Source organism: Lactiplantibacillus sp. C232, assembly GCF_023806725.1.
GTDB lineage: Bacteria > Bacillota > Bacilli > Lactobacillales > Lactobacillaceae > Lactiplantibacillus > Lactiplantibacillus plantarum.
Window position 1 is genome coordinate 1 of the sequence record NZ_JAMSKZ010000014.1, and the last position, 14,654, is coordinate 14,654.

Below are 14,654 nucleotides of genomic sequence, written 5' to 3' on the forward strand. Positions count from 1 at the left end.
CTCGCTTTCAATTGGTTTTGGTCGACTTGATTGTAGCACAGGACGATATGTCCTTTTGTTGTACATAAAAATAGTGTTGATGGATTTTATCCATCAACACTAAATATCATAGACCCCTAAATAATAGGTCATAATCAGCCAACCAAGGTCGGGACTATGCTACGATAAATTTAGATTGAATCAGCGAGGTGAGTGGATGGAGTGGCAACAATTATTAATGGAAAATACGGCGTTGATCAATGCACAGGTTGTTCAGATTGGGCTGGAACGGGAAGGCCAGCGGGTAACGGTGACCGGTCATTTGGCGGATACGGCATTATCACCAACACTTATCAGCGAGTTGTCCGGCCTGCAACGGGACTTTGCGGAGACACAGTTGGAGTTAGTCACCCAACCGCAAGCAAGTGCGGTTGCTGCGTTGCACGCCTTAACGATGCTCACACAACAAGTCCGGCAAAGGCTTCTGCCTGAACTGATTTGGCCGCTAAGCATGCCGCCCACACTTCCACGAGAAGACCGGGATATTCCAATCGCTAAGTTGGATGCGGCCGCTGTCGCCTATCGACAAGGACTTGCTCACCGCTATGGCCGACGACGTCAAATGTTGTCAGGTGTTCACTGTAATGTGAGCTTGGCGGCTAGTCTGATGATGGGATTGTATCAGGCCCAGACAGATAGTCGTGATTTCACCACCTTTCAAAATCACTGTTACCTGCACATTGCGCAGAATTATTTGCACTATCGCTGGCTACTGACGTATCTTTATGGCTGCTCACCATGCTGCTGGCCACAGTCTGGTCTTACGCCACCAGCCCAGCCCGTTCGAAGCTTACGCAACAGTTCTAGCGGGTATACCAATCGGCCGGGTGTTACGGTCTCGTACGCGTCGTTAAATGATTATTGTCAAACACTGCAAGCGGCCGTTGATAATGGAAAATTAAGTGCGACCAAGGAATTTTACGGTCAGGTTCGGTTGCGTCATGCTGGTGGTCATTCACAACTATGTCAGGATGGGATTCAATACTTGGAATTACGTAACTTAGATCTGAACCCATGGGCCGGTGCGGGCATCGATCTGTCCCAACTGACCTGCTTAACGTGGTTCGTTTTACTGATGCTCTGGTTACCAGTGCCAGCTAGTACGGATAATTGGATTCAGGCGGGTCAGCACGCCAACGAACAAGTTGCCATCGAAACCCCTATGCAAGTGACTCGACAGCTAACTGAAGGCGAACAACTAGCTGACGCGCTACAAACTATGGCTACCAGTTTACATCAACCACACGCGTTGCAAGTCGCCCAACATATTTTAACTAGTCTGCACGACCCGGCCAACACACTCGCTGCCCGCTGGGAACAACAAACAAACGATTCGCTCGAACGTGCAACCCAACTTGCACTCCAGCTGGCGACGACACCACATTTTAATGCTTGAATATACTGAAATCGGCGTACACACATGTTGGCACGTTAGGACGCACATCGGCTGACGAACAACAAACCAACTAATAAGCACGTTTAAACCATGACTAACGTCAAATAACGCGTCGCATGTCAAGAATGATAATTTTTGAGACGATTATTTGCGCGGAAACTGAAATTGCGTTAAATTTGAGCTATACTATTACTACCACAAATATTAGAAAACCATTAGTTATCGAAGGGGTGTTTTACGTGCAAGTATTATTTCATGATCAAGCGTTAGACTTAGTCGGTGAACCGTTACAAGATGGTGACCAGTTACCGAAGTTCAAAGTGTTCACTACCCATGATGAAAAGATTAAGACTAAGGACTTGCTAGGTAAGCCTGTCTTGTTAAGTGTGATGCCAGATATTGATACGCGAGTTTGTTCTATTCAAACAAAGAAGTTCAATCAACAGGCTGATAAGTACCCCCACGTTCAATTTTTAGCCATTTCCAATAACGCGGTTGCTGACCAAGCTGGTTGGTGCGCTAAGGAAGGCGTTAAGAACTTAACGGTGGCTTCCGATGAAGAACTATCCTTTGGTTACGCCACCAATCTATACTTGCCCAACAATGGGACGTTGACCCGGGCGATTTATGTCGCTGATGCGGCCGGTAAAATCGTTTATCATGAAATCGTGCCAGATGTTAGTCACGAGCCAAATTACGTTGCGGCACTGGATGCCTTAAAACAATTCGAATAAGGATTGACGGCACTCAGGAAATTCATTACAATAGTGACAACCAGCAATGAGCAAGAGAGTAGCGGTAAACAACGTCAACAGAGAGAGCGTGAACAGTGAAACACGCTTGTCGGTTTTAGCGTGAAGGTAGCTTGCGAGCTGCTATTCTGAACTGTTTTAGTAGGAATAGCCGGACGGGATACACCGTTCGTTAACAACGATGTTTAAGCTGTAAAGCGATCACTTGTGATGGCTTTAAAATTAGGTGGTACCGCGAAGTCCATTCGTCCTAGTCTAATAGGATGAGTGGGCTTTTTTAGTGCCAAAAGAAAGGATGTGCCCCAATGTCAGAAGAACCAACTACTGATATGCCAACTAAGTATGATCCGACCGCCGTGGAAGCGGGTCGTTATCAGACTTGGTTAGACCAAGATTTATTTAAGCCTTCGGGCGACAAGAAAGCTAAACCCTATTCAATCGTGATTCCACCGCCAAATGTTACGGGTAAGCTGCATTTAGGCCACGCTTGGGATACCACGTTACAAGATATTATTATTCGTCAGAAACGAATGCAAGGTTTTGATACTTTATGGTTACCAGGAATGGATCATGCCGGCATTGCCACGCAGGCAAAGGTTGAGGCCAAACTGCGCGAACAAGGGATCAGCCGTTACGATCTTGGTCGTGAGAAGTTTGTCCAACAAGTTTGGGATTGGAAAGACGAATACGCGTCGATTATCAAACAACAGTGGGCTAAGATGGGACTGTCATTGGATTATTCTCGTGAACGGTTCACCATGGATGATGGTCTGTCAGATGCGGTTAAGAAAGTCTTCGTTGATCTTTACAACAAGGGCTTGATTTATCGTGGTGAATACATCATCAACTGGGATCCTCAAGCACGGACGGCTTTGTCTGATATCGAAGTGATTCATAAGGATGACAAGGGTGCGTTCTACCACGTCAAGTACCCATTTGCTGACAAAGACTATACTTTCAATGGTAAGCATTACATTGAAATTGCCACGACTCGTCCTGAAACCATGATGGGCGATACCGCCGTTGCGGTTAATCCGAGTGATGACCGTTACAAGGAATTGGTTGGCAAAAAAGTCATCTTGCCATTAGCAGAACGTGAAATTCCAATTATCGCCGATGCGTACGTTGACCCTGAGTTTGGAACTGGAATGGTGAAAATCACGCCTGCTCATGACCCGAATGACTTTAAGGTCGGCAACCGGCATGATTTGAAACGGATTAACACCATGAATGATGACGCTTCAATGAACGCCAATGCGGGTAAATACGAAGGTATGGACCGTTTTGAAGCACGTAAAGCGATGGTCAAGGATCTTGAAGATCAAGATTTGATGATTAAAATCGACCCAATTGTGCATAGCGTTGGGCATTCTGAACGGACTGGCGTTCAGGTTGAAGCGCGGCTCTCAACTCAGTGGTTTGTTAAGATGAAGCCACTAGCTGAGCAAGCGTTGAAGAATCAAAAGACTGATAATAAAGTAGAATTTGTGCCTGATCGGTTTGAAGACACATTCAATCAATGGATGGAGAACGTCCACGATTGGGTTATCTCACGCCAACTCTGGTGGGGACATCGGATTCCAGCTTGGTATAACAAGACGACCGGCGAAACGTATGTCGGTGTTGATGGACCAAAAGATCCAGAAAACTGGGAACAGGATCCAGACGTGTTGGACACTTGGTTCTCAAGTGCACTTTGGCCATTTTCAACGATGGGCTGGCCAAACACTGATGCGGAAGACTTTAAGCGCTACTTCCCAACGGATACGCTGGTTACCGGCTACGACATTATCTTCTTCTGGGTATCACGGATGATGTTCCAGAGTTTGGAATTTACTGGCAAACGGCCATTCAAACACGTGCTTTTACACGGTTTAATTCGTGATGAACAGGGTCGCAAAATGAGCAAATCACTCGGTAACGGGATCGATCCAATGGATGTGATTGAAAAGTACGGGGCCGATGCATTACGGTGGTTCTTATCTAACGGGTCGACGGCTGGCCAAGATGTGCGGTTCAGCTATACGAAGATGGATGCTGCATGGAACTTTATTAACAAGATTTGGAACGCCAGCCGTTACGTTATCATGAACCTGGGCACCATGGACAAACCGGAATTACCAGCTGCAAGTGACTGGACGTTAGCAGATAAGTGGATCTTGAGTCGTTTGAACGCGACGGTCAAACAAGTGACGACTACCTTTGATAAGTTTGACTTTGGTGAAGCTGGTCGAGCCTTGTACAACTTTATCTGGAATGACTTCTGTGACTGGTATATCGAAATGAGTAAGGAAGTCTTGACCGGTGATGACGCTCAAGCCAAGGCCAATACCCAAAACGTGTTAGCCTATGTCTTGGATCAAATCTTACGGTTATTGCACCCAATCATGCCATTTGTGACCGAAAAGATTTGGTTATCAATGCCACACGTTGGTGAATCCTTAGTAGTCGCTGCTTATCCTGTTGACCATCCTGAATTTGATGACGAAACGGCGGAAAGTGATATGGCCTCACTTATTGAATTGATTACGGCCGTTCGGAGCATTCGAGCAGAAGCTAATGCGAAGATGTCATCAGCCGTGGATCTATTAATTAAGACGGACAACACTCGGTTACAAGCTGTTTTCAAAGCTAATGAAGATTATATTCAACGGTTTGCACATCCGAAGACACTGTCAATTGGCGCCGACGTGGTTGCACCGAAGTTAGCCATGACACAAGTGATTAGTGATGCGGAAGTTTACATTCCGTTAGCTGAACTTGTTGACCTCGATGAAGAAGTCAAAAAACTTGAAAAAGAACAAGCCAAGTTTGAAAGCGAAGTCGCACGGGCGACGAAGAAGTTAGGTAACGAACGCTTTGTTGCCAATGCCCCTGAAGACGTCGTTAATAGTGAAAAAGAGAAGTTAGCGGACAATCAGACAAAACTAGCTGCCTTAAAGCAACGTTTAGTTGATATTAAGGCTGAAGCTTAATTTGCGATAATAGTTAACTGAAATGTGTGTTACTGGTAAAATGGTAATCGTCCCGTTTTGGGATGGTTACCATTTTATTATTAAAACGTAAAATATAAGGGCTCATTAGCTAGAAGTATGGTGAGCAAACGGCCAAATGATGATTCGCGCGGTTTACAGGAAGGAAGACCAACATGATTGACACTTATTCAGCAGCATTAGCCTTTATTCACGGCCGGACTCAGTTCAAAAAAGCCCCGACACTCAGTCGTATGCGCCAATTCTTACATGAATTGGGTGATCCACAGTTAAAGGTGGCCGGCATTCACGTGGCGGGGACCAATGGCAAGGGGTCGACGGTTGCGAATTTACGCGAATTATTTATGGCAGATGGGCTAACGGTGGGAACTTTCACGTCGCCGTTCATTGTTCGCTTCAATGAACGGATCAGTGTTGACGGCACCCCCATCAGCGATGAAGAACTTGTTGGTCTGGTGCAACAGATTCAACCGATCGTTGCCAAGCTTGACGCGACATTGGCAAGTGGGGGCCCCACAGAATTTGAGATCATTACCGCAATGATGTTTCTTTACTTTGCTGCTCAGCCAATCGATATTGCCATTATTGAAGTTGGGTTGGGTGGGTTATACGATTCTACCAATGTTTGGACACCAGCCGTTAGTGTGATTACTACGATCGGTTATGATCATATGCAAATTCTAGGTAATACATTGACGGCGATTGCGACTCAAAAAGCAGGTATCATTAAGACGCAGGTGCCGGTAATTGTTGGTAAATTACCGGCTGAAGCACAGCAAGTGATGATTGATACCGCCATGAGCAAACGGGCGCCGTTGCGGACGTTGGGAGTTGATTTTACAACCAAATTATTACCGCCCCAAGGCTGGCAAGAACGGTTTAACTTTGACGGGTTAGAGGCGCATTTTAAAGACTTGACAACTCCGCTACTGGGAGACTATCAAGTTGATAATGCGGCCGTTGCAATAGCGGCGTACCTAACTTACCACCAAGCGACTCAGCTACCCGTGGTCACTAGCGACGTCAAAGCGGCTGTGGCAGCAACACAATGGCCTGGCCGTTTCGAACGCTTGAATCAGGACCCACTGATCATGATTGACGGTGCGCACAATGAGCCGGCAGTAACTGAATTAGCAGCTACTTTGAGTGAGCGATTTGGACAGCAAACCGTTTATGTCATCTTTGCGGTCTTAGCGGATAAGCAGCATCAACAAATGATTCAGACCTTGGGCGCATTACCTAATGTTCAATTACGGTTGACACAATTCGAAGGTCCGAACGCAAAACGTCCAGCGACCGACCCGACGATGTTGGCACATGAAATGCCAAATGGCCGGACCGCTGAAGTATTTGATAATTGGCAAGCTGCCTTGATGCAGACACTCCAAGAAATGTCGAGTGATGATGCGTTACTACTAACGGGGTCGCTGTACTTTATTAGTGACGTACGGGCTTATTTCAAGGATGGCAGCGACTCAGAAACTGATTAGGGGCTGACACGGATGCTTAGAAGACAATTGCGCAAGAAATAATACTGCGTCCCTGGTACTGATATTATCAAAGATGATTGTGAGTTAACTGAAAAAATTGCGTTAAAATGTCGGTGAATTAATGGTTAGCCGGTCACTTTACGAAACTACTAGGTAGAAAGGGTGGTTTCAATGACGATGATCAGCGAAGAACAAATACCGACAGCACAAGTTCGTGAATTAATGCAAGCCTACTTTGGGACGTTTTTACCCAACGACGCGGTGACTAGCGCGATGCAGGCCTTTGAGCGTGAGTACCCGATAGAGGACGCTATAGAGTGGTTACATGAGTCGTCTGAAAATCCGCGCTGGCAAGGTTTAATCGTGGCGCTCAGATGTGGGCAACTATTACCCCGGCCAAGTCGATTAATTTTGGGGCAGGTATATGGTAGTGAACAACTGGGAGCCGTTTTAGCACGGGACTTTGCCAACTTAGAGCAGGAACAGTTGCAATTGTTATGCTTAGATACGAAAAATCAAGTGATCAAACGCCAGGTCGTCTTTCAGGGCACGCTCAATAGTTGTCCGGCTCAACCGCGGGAAATTATTAAAGTTGCCCTAACGACACCGACTGCCCGGGTCGTTATTGCACATAATCATCCGAGTGGTGATGTGACGCCGTCAAAAAAAGACGTTGAATTTACCAAGCGGTTACAACTGGCTTGTGAACTGATGGGGTTACCGCTCTTGGATAGCTTTATTATCGGTGTAAACGATTACTTTAGTTTTGCCGAGCAGGGCGTGTTAAATTGTAATACGGATTCGTAACAGAATGTGGTAAAATAACGGGGTTAGGACCGATAATTTAATCGGCCTGATCGCGTTTTTTTGTTAAATTTTATCTAAGTTAAATAGTGGGACTGTATTTTTCATTAATTTACGGTATGCTAGGACTCAGGCAATGCTTTTTTAATGCAGTGCGACTATGCTATAATACTTACTATTATGACTAAATAAAAAATTAAATTTGTTAATGATGAAGGGATGAATGTAGTGTTCGGATTTGGGACAAAGAATATCGGGATCGATCTCGGTACGGCCAACACAATTGTGTACGTTGACGGCAAGGGCATCGTATTACGTGAACCATCCGTAGTTGCGAAGAACACGAAAACTGGTGAAATTGTATCAGTTGGTTCAGAAGCACGGGATATGATTGGGAGAACCCCAGCAAGCATTGTGGCGATTCGGCCAATGAAGGATGGCGTTATTGCGGACTACGATACGACCGTTGCGATGATGAAGTACTTTATTCAAAAGACACTCGGCCGCTCAAATGGTAAGCCATACGTCATGGTTTGTGTACCAAGTGGGGTTACCGAAGTTGAAAAGCGGGCCGTTATTGATGCAACACGGGTTGCAGGTGCGCGGGATGCATATGTCATTGAAGAACCATTTGCAGCCGCTATTGGTGCAGGGCTTCCAGTCATGGATCCAACTGGGAGCATGGTCGTTGATATTGGTGGTGGGACTACCGATGTTGCGACAATTTCCTTAGGTGGAATCGTATCAAGTCGTTCAATTCGAATGGCTGGCGATAAGATCGATGACTCAATCATTTACCATGTTCGCCAGAAGTTTAATCTTTTAATTGGTGAACGCACAGCCGAACAACTTAAAATCGACTGTGGCTCAGCTTCTTTGGAAGCCGCTGAAGACTTGGAAGGGTCAACGATTCGTGGACGAGATCTTTTGTCGGGCTTACCAAAGACGGTTGAAATCTCATCTGTAGATGTTTCAGAAGCCATCCAAGAAGTGGTCTCTGAAATTATTTCAGCCATTAAAGAAACCCTTGAAGAAACTTCCCCAGAAATTGCCTCTGACGTAATTGACCACGGGATTGTTTTGACCGGTGGTGGTGCCTTATTGAAGAATCTTTCCGAAGTGATTGCGGACGAAACCAAAGTACCGGTTTTCATCGCTAACGAACCGCTTGACTGTGTTGCAGTTGGGACCGGTGAATCACTCAAGAGCATCGACGTTATGAAAAAGCGATAACAGGTGAGCGGGAAGACGTCTTCCCGCTTATTTATTGTTAAATCATTGAATTTTCGACCGGGGGTTCATTATGCAAAAGTTTTTTTCTAACCGAAAACTAGTGATTGCGATTGTCGTGTTCATTATTAGTTTCGGCTTGATGAGTGTCTCAGTAGCCATTCGTGATAAGAAATCGACACCACCATTGATCCAACAATTCGGAAACGATGTGGCTGGTGCGGTTGACCGGGTGATTGCTTGGCCAGTCAATGGCTTACAGAGTGCGACCAACTCAGTTTCTGACTTGTTGAACACCTATCAAGAAAATCAAAAATTGAAGAAGCAAGTTGACCAACTGGCGCAGGCCAAGGTTAGTGCCCAGACGACGCGTGCGGAAAACAAGCAGTTACGCAAGCAGTTGAAATTAAATAATTCGTTATCTGATTATACGACGGTGACCGCCAATGTTTTGACGCGGACACCATCATCTTGGATGAACCAACTCGTGATCTCTAAGGGTGCGACATCCGGTGTAAAGAAGAATATGCCTGTCATGTCACAAAAGGGTTTAATTGGCCGGGTCGTGGAAGTTAACCAAACGAATTCTAAGGTTGAATTAATTTCTAATACGAGTTCGTCTTCGAATAAGTTTGCTATTCAGATTACGAATAGTGCTGGTAAGACTGTTAACGGGATTATTTCAGGTTATGATAAGAGCAATAATCTTTTAGAGATGGGTTCCGTGACGTCTAACGTTAAAATCAAAAAAGGCGATAAAGTCGTGACGAGTGGTTTAGGCGGCAATACGCCGAAGGGACTTTATGTCGGCACGGTTGCTAGTGTCAAGCAGGATGATTACGGGCTAGCATCCGAAGTGGAAATCACACCCGCAGCGGACCTTAGTGACTTAACAGTTGTGACGGTCGCTGAACAATAGGGAGGTGCAACGGTGCGTTACTCAAGATTAAAAATCATCTTTCCAATTGGGTTATTTGTTGCACTCTTTTTAGACGGCTCGGTGTCAAATGTTTTTGCCGGTAAACTATTTAGTTACCCGTACGCCAGTGTCTTACACCTAGTTTTACTGTGGATTGTCTTCGCTGTCTTTTTAGATGACCGTGATAATCTGTCGGTTGGAATTTGGTCTGCATTCGTGGGCTTGGTGTTTGACTGGTACTATACTGGGATTTTAGGCGTTTACATGATTGGCTTACCGTTGGTAGTCTATATATGTCGACAAATCAAGCCATGGATCGACCTGAACTTTTTAACGTTACTGATGATCTATATTATTAATTTGACCATTTTGGAAGCATTTACGTATATTTGGTACACGATGAGCCATGTGATCTCTAGTGGGTTAGCAGACTTTGCGGTGTACACGCTAGGACCGACGATTGCGGTCAACCTAGCCATCTTTGTCATATTATATTATCCAATGCGTCGGTTATATCTGAGTGTTAATTAGTCGGCAGAAAGGAATTCTAACATGCAACAGAGTGTAGTTTTAAAGGCCAGTAATGACGGCTATGAACTGATTTTACGGCAAGAAGCAAGTTTCGATGATATTATGATCGACTTGAAGGTCTTGTTGGATCGGTTGCAGGCTGATAATACGACTGATAAACAAATCTCGTTTGACCTGGATACGGCTAGTCGACTACTGACTGCGGAACAAAATCAAAAAGTGACACAGTTGATTCAACGATATCCGTTATTCAGTATTCATAAGCTAACGGCAGATGTTATTTTGACGGCGGATGCTTTAGCGATGATTGAACGTGATACGGTGCATCTGGTTAATCAGATTATTCGCAACGGTCAGGTCGTTGAGATTACGGGGGACGTGTTGTTCTTCGGTAAGATCCATGAAGGTGGGGTGCTCCGGGCGACGGGTAGTATCTTTGTGATGGGTGAGGTAAACGGTGCGCTTGAGGCCGGTTATCCCGATCACAATGATGCGGTGATCGTTAGCCCCTTAGCGACCGTCCCGCGGGTTCGAGTCGGTGAATTGTTAGAATTAGTGGACCTTGAAAAAGTTGTTGATGGGACGAACGTCGTCTATATTAATGACATTCAAGCGTTGGACTACCAGCCGCTCCAGCAATTAAAACGGGTACGACCGAAGCTATTTACTCGAAATGGAGGACGTGTTTGATGGGAAAAGCAATTGTCATCACCTCTGGTAAGGGTGGGGTCGGCAAAACGACCACTACGGCCAATTTAGGGACGGCCCTTGCTTTGATGGGCAAGAAAGTTTGCTTAGTTGATTTAGATATTGGATTGCGGAATTTAGACGTTATTTTGGGTCTCGATAACCGGATCCTTTATGATATTGTGGATGTAGTTGCCGGTCGTGCTCAAATACGGCAGGCGTTGGTCAAAGACAAGCGGTTTGATGACTTATTGTTTTTATTGCCAGCTGCACAAAATGCGGACAAGGATGCATTGAATCCTGACCAAGTTCGGGCAATCGTAGACGAGTTGAAACCAGATTTTGATTACGTTTTGCTCGACTGTCCCGCCGGAATTGAACAAGGTTTCATGAATGCGATTGCTGGTGCGGATGCGGCTATTATCGTCTCGACACCCGAGATTTCAGCAATTCGTGATGCGGATCGGGTCGTTGGCTTATTGGAACAATATCCGTTAGCCGAAGCACCTAAGTTAGTGATTAATCGAATCCGGACGCGCATGATGCAAGATGGTGAGACGATGGATATTGATGAAATTACGCATCACTTATCGATCGACTTGCTAGGAATCGTTTTCGATGACGATGCCGTCATTCGGACTTCAAATAACGGTGAACCGATCGTTCTTGATCCTAAGAATCCAGCCTCACAAGGCTACCGCAACATTGCCCGCCGAATCGAAGGTGAAACGGTGCCATTAATGAATTTGGATACACCTAAACCGGGTGTTTGGTCACGAATCGCCGGAATTTTTCATCGTGGCAAGTAAAAAAGGCTTGACGGTTGATTAATTTTCGATTAGTATGAACTCAACATTAAAAAACAGGGAACAGAAGAGTAGTTGTAAGGACCTTGCCGAGCGAGTTATCGATGATGGGAAGATGACCAAGGATTACAACGAACCACATCTGTGAGTTGGACAGCTGAAGTTAGTAAGCTGTTTCGGTTGGCCTCGTTAGCGGCGGAGTTTAGTGATAAACTCGTTGAGATTAGTTGTGTGAGCAACTAGTGAATATGAGGTGGAACCGCGATTAAATCGTCCTCTTAGGCATGCTGGCCTAAGGACGATTTTTTTATTATCACAAAACTCCCTGAGGTAATAACTGTGAAGTTATTACGAAGTGAGGTGGCACCACGGATAACCGTCCTCTTGAGTATTCGACTCAAGGGGACTTTTTTGTGTACTTGAGTCGTGACCGATTAGTGGACGCAGGACAATGTGACCTGTAAATTTGGGAGGGAAAGTACATGCAGTATATTTTAGAAATTTTGCCATCATTATTATCCGGTGCCGTTATGACACTGAAAATTTTCATTTGGACCCTGATTGGGTCGCTACCATTGGGGTTAGTTGTTGGTCTGGGATTAATGTCTAACTTCAAGCCGCTGCAATGGTTATTGCATTTCTACGTTTGGTTAATGCGTGGTACCCCGTTGTTACTGCAATTAATCTTTGTCTTTTACGGCTTACCGTTGATTGGGATTGTTTTTCCACGGTACTACGCCGCGTTATTCGCATTTATTCTGAACTACGCGGCCTACTTCGCGGAAATCTTCCGTGGTGGGTTACAGTCGATTGACAATGGTCAATATGAAAGTGCACGGGTCTTGCGGCTGAGCTACTGGCAGACGATTCGTAAAATCGTTATTCCCCAAGTGATCAAAATTGTTTTACCGTCAGTTGGCAATGAAGTCATCAACTTGGTCAAGGATTCATCGTTAGTTTATGTCATTGGTCTCGGCGACTTGTTACGTGCCGGTAACGTTGCGACAGCGCGCGATGTTACTTTGGTACCCTTAGTATTAGTCGGAATCATTTACTTAGCACTGACAGCCGTAACGACTTTTGTGCTTGGACGAATCGAAAAACACTACAGTTACTGGAAATAGGGAGGCCATCATATGTTAGAACTAAAAAATATTACAAAAAGCTTTGGTTCACGGACAATTATTAAGAATTTGAATTTAACCGTTAAGGATGGCGAGATTCTAAGTATTGTGGGCCCTTCAGGTGCTGGTAAGACAACGTTATTACGCTGTATTACGGGGCTTGAAAAGGTGAATGCCGGTGAGTTCTTAGTCGACGGCCAACCATTTGACCCCTATACTAATCGGAGTAACGATAGTGTGATTGGTGTTGTATTCCAAAATTTTGAATTGTTTCCCAATTTAACAGTCATGCAGAATATTACTTTAGCACCGACCACGGTCTTAAAGCAGTCTAGCGCAGAAGCAGAACAGCAGGCGCAGACTTTATTAGATCGTTTGAATCTCGGTGATCACGCTGACCAGTATCCTTTCGAATTATCAGGTGGTCAAAAGCAACGAGTGGCGATTGCCCGGGCATTAGCCATGAAACCGAATGTCTTATGCTATGATGAACCAACTTCAGCACTTGACCCGAACTTACGACAGGAAGTTGAAAAGTTGATTTTAGGCTTAAAGGCTGATGGCATGACTCAAATTGTGGTGACCCATGATTTAACCTTTGCTGAAAATATCGCGGATGAAATGTTCCACGTTGAACCAACCAAGAAGCAATAGGGGGCGTCAGAATGAAGAAAAGATTATTTGCACTCAGTTTGATCGTTGTGATGCTCCTGGGTATGGCAACGACGTTAAGTGGCTGTGGTCAAAATGTGACTAAACGCGCTGACACCCAAGATACTTGGTCTAAAATCAAGAAACGCGGTTACGTTGTCGTTGGTTTGGACGACAGTTTTGTCCCGATGGGCTTTCGCGAAAAGTCTGGGAAACTAGTTGGTTATGATATCGACCTCGCCCGGGCCGTCTTTAAGTTGTACGGTATTAAGATCAGCTTTCAAACGATTGACTGGTCCATGAATGCGACCGAATTGCGCAATGGCACAATTGATTTGATTTGGAACGGCTACACGAAAAATCCCCAACGTGAAAAAGTGGTGGCTTTCAGTAATACTTATTTGAAGAACAAGCAAGTCCTCGTTTCTTTAAAGAAAAATCATATTAACTCATTTGACGATATGACTGGTAAGACGTTGGGTGTTCAGTCAGGTTCTTCGGGCTATGAGTCATTGGAAAACAATCCGAAACTGCTGAAGGATAAGATTGCTAAGAAAACGCCAGTTCAATACGATACCTTCACGAATGCCTTCCTCGACTTGAATGCTGGACGAATTAAAGGGCTCTTGATTGATAGCGTCTACGCGAGCTATTATATTAAGCACGAAGCGAACTCTGCGGATTACCAAGAAACGCAAGGCACCTTTAAGTCGGAAGACTTCGCAGTTGGGATGCGTAAGGGTGACAAAACGATGAAACGCAAAATTAATGCCGGCCTAAAGACGTTGAAGGCTAACGGAACGTTAGATAAGATCAACAAGAAATGGTTTGGTAATCAAAAAGTTGAAAACTAACGTGACGTGGCAGGACTTGTCATTCAGTGACCCCAGTTATCGGTGAGCAACTAATCATAAATAGGCTTTCCAAGACGGACGATGTCTTGGAAAGCCTATTTATATTGGCACGCAGACAAACTGGGATTGAAGGCTTAAACTTATACACGAAAAATTGTTGAAAGGTGCCGCTATAAGGCCAAAAACAACCAGCTAAGGCCCGCTGGAAAAAGTTCGAGTTTTGCATAAACTTGCTTGGCTAGCGTCGTCCTAAGCCGACTTCCAGGCATTTCTGCCAATTGCTGGAACGCGGTGGACACAGATTTAAGCCGAAGACCACGTCTTAAATACTGGTCTTCCACTAACCAAGCAAAGAACGCTTGCTAAGTGGAATTTCAC

The 14,654-nt window shown here is 45.1% G+C and carries 13 protein-coding genes and 2 other annotated features; all 13 genes read left to right on the forward strand.

Annotation, left to right across the window (positions count from 1 at the left end; translation table 11 throughout):
* Nucleotides 1-196: 196 nt before the first annotated feature.
* The 13 genes from MZO41_RS12450 to MZO41_RS12510 all read left to right on the forward strand — a co-directional run bounded on the left by MZO41_RS12450 (nucleotide 197) and on the right by MZO41_RS12510 (nucleotide 14,276).
* Nucleotides 197-1,435: a glutamate--cysteine ligase gene (locus MZO41_RS12450; protein WP_003644644.1), complete on the forward strand. Its 1,239-nt coding sequence runs from the start codon at nucleotides 197-199 to the stop codon at nucleotides 1,433-1,435.
* Nucleotides 1,436-1,674: 239 nt separating this feature from the next.
* Nucleotides 1,675-2,169, forward strand: a complete 495-nt coding sequence (gene tpx / locus MZO41_RS12455; RefSeq protein ID WP_003644643.1) for a thiol peroxidase — start codon at nucleotides 1,675-1,677, stop codon at nucleotides 2,167-2,169.
* A gap of 37 nt (nucleotides 2,170-2,206) precedes the next feature.
* Nucleotides 2,207-2,443 (forward strand) — a binding site (T-box leader).
* 49 nt (nucleotides 2,444-2,492) lie between these two features.
* Entirely contained in the window at nucleotides 2,493-5,162 is a 2,670-nt protein-coding gene (locus tag MZO41_RS12460) for a valine--tRNA ligase (RefSeq protein WP_003641484.1), read from the forward strand.
* A 173-nt stretch (nucleotides 5,163-5,335) separates the two neighbouring features.
* Nucleotides 5,336-6,670 (forward strand): bifunctional folylpolyglutamate synthase/dihydrofolate synthase, encoded by a 1,335-nt coding sequence (locus MZO41_RS12465; RefSeq protein ID WP_003641485.1) that lies wholly within the window; start codon nucleotides 5,336-5,338, stop codon nucleotides 6,668-6,670.
* Between the two features lie 171 nt (nucleotides 6,671-6,841).
* The gene (locus MZO41_RS12470; RefSeq protein ID WP_003641486.1) at nucleotides 6,842-7,477 is read left to right on the forward strand and encodes a JAB domain-containing protein; all 636 of its coding nucleotides are present in this window, start codon (nucleotides 6,842-6,844) and stop codon (nucleotides 7,475-7,477) included.
* Between the two features lie 225 nt (nucleotides 7,478-7,702).
* Nucleotides 7,703-8,707: a rod shape-determining protein gene (locus MZO41_RS12475; RefSeq protein ID WP_003644642.1), complete on the forward strand. Its 1,005-nt coding sequence runs from the start codon at nucleotides 7,703-7,705 to the stop codon at nucleotides 8,705-8,707.
* Nucleotides 8,708-8,777: 70 nt separating this feature from the next.
* Entirely contained in the window at nucleotides 8,778-9,623 is an 846-nt protein-coding gene (gene mreC / locus MZO41_RS12480; protein ID WP_003641488.1) for a rod shape-determining protein MreC, read from the forward strand.
* A gap of 12 nt (nucleotides 9,624-9,635) precedes the next feature.
* Complete coding sequence (gene mreD, locus MZO41_RS12485; RefSeq protein WP_003641489.1) at nucleotides 9,636-10,154, forward strand: rod shape-determining protein MreD; 519 nt, start codon at nucleotides 9,636-9,638, stop codon at nucleotides 10,152-10,154.
* A 21-nt stretch (nucleotides 10,155-10,175) separates the two neighbouring features.
* Nucleotides 10,176-10,844 carry a septum site-determining protein MinC gene (locus MZO41_RS12490; protein ID WP_003641490.1) on the forward strand — a complete coding sequence of 223 codons (669 nt, stop codon included), beginning with the start codon at nucleotides 10,176-10,178 and terminating at the stop codon, nucleotides 10,842-10,844.
* Nucleotides 10,844-11,650, forward strand: coding sequence for a septum site-determining protein MinD (gene minD, locus MZO41_RS12495; RefSeq protein ID WP_003641491.1), 807 nt, complete (start codon nucleotides 10,844-10,846; stop codon nucleotides 11,648-11,650). The genes MZO41_RS12490 and minD overlap by 1 nt, the downstream gene beginning before the upstream one ends.
* Before the next feature lie 47 nt (nucleotides 11,651-11,697).
* Nucleotides 11,698-11,928: a binding site (T-box leader), on the forward strand.
* Between the two features lie 201 nt (nucleotides 11,929-12,129).
* Complete coding sequence (locus MZO41_RS12500) at nucleotides 12,130-12,771, forward strand: amino acid ABC transporter permease (RefSeq protein ID WP_003641492.1); 642 nt, start codon at nucleotides 12,130-12,132, stop codon at nucleotides 12,769-12,771.
* A 12-nt stretch (nucleotides 12,772-12,783) separates the two neighbouring features.
* Nucleotides 12,784-13,425, forward strand: coding sequence for an amino acid ABC transporter ATP-binding protein (locus MZO41_RS12505; RefSeq protein WP_003641493.1), 642 nt, complete (start codon nucleotides 12,784-12,786; stop codon nucleotides 13,423-13,425).
* An 11-nt stretch (nucleotides 13,426-13,436) separates the two neighbouring features.
* Nucleotides 13,437-14,276, forward strand: a complete 840-nt coding sequence (locus MZO41_RS12510) for an amino acid ABC transporter substrate-binding protein (RefSeq protein ID WP_003641494.1) — start codon at nucleotides 13,437-13,439, stop codon at nucleotides 14,274-14,276.
* Nucleotides 14,277-14,654 lie beyond the last annotated feature (378 nt).

Bases quoted from the DNA above. Each gene is read 5' to 3' on its own strand.
- MZO41_RS12450 (WP_003644644.1), top strand. From the start codon at position 197: ATGGAGTGGCAACAATTATTAATGGAAAATACGGCGTTGATCAATGCA.
- MZO41_RS12460 (WP_003641484.1), top strand. From the start codon at position 2,493: ATGTCAGAAGAACCAACTACTGATATGCCAACTAAGTATGATCCGACC.
- MZO41_RS12465 (WP_003641485.1), top strand. From the start codon at position 5,336: ATGATTGACACTTATTCAGCAGCATTAGCCTTTATTCACGGCCGGACT.
- MZO41_RS12470 (WP_003641486.1), top strand. From the start codon at position 6,842: ATGACGATGATCAGCGAAGAACAAATACCGACAGCACAAGTTCGTGAA.
- mreC (WP_003641488.1), top strand. From the start codon at position 8,778: ATGCAAAAGTTTTTTTCTAACCGAAAACTAGTGATTGCGATTGTCGTG.
- MZO41_RS12490 (WP_003641490.1), top strand. From the start codon at position 10,176: ATGCAACAGAGTGTAGTTTTAAAGGCCAGTAATGACGGCTATGAACTG.
- minD (WP_003641491.1), top strand. From the start codon at position 10,844: ATGGGAAAAGCAATTGTCATCACCTCTGGTAAGGGTGGGGTCGGCAAA.
- MZO41_RS12500 (WP_003641492.1), top strand. From the start codon at position 12,130: ATGCAGTATATTTTAGAAATTTTGCCATCATTATTATCCGGTGCCGTT.
- MZO41_RS12505 (WP_003641493.1), top strand. From the start codon at position 12,784: ATGTTAGAACTAAAAAATATTACAAAAAGCTTTGGTTCACGGACAATT.
- MZO41_RS12510 (WP_003641494.1), top strand. From the start codon at position 13,437: ATGAAGAAAAGATTATTTGCACTCAGTTTGATCGTTGTGATGCTCCTG.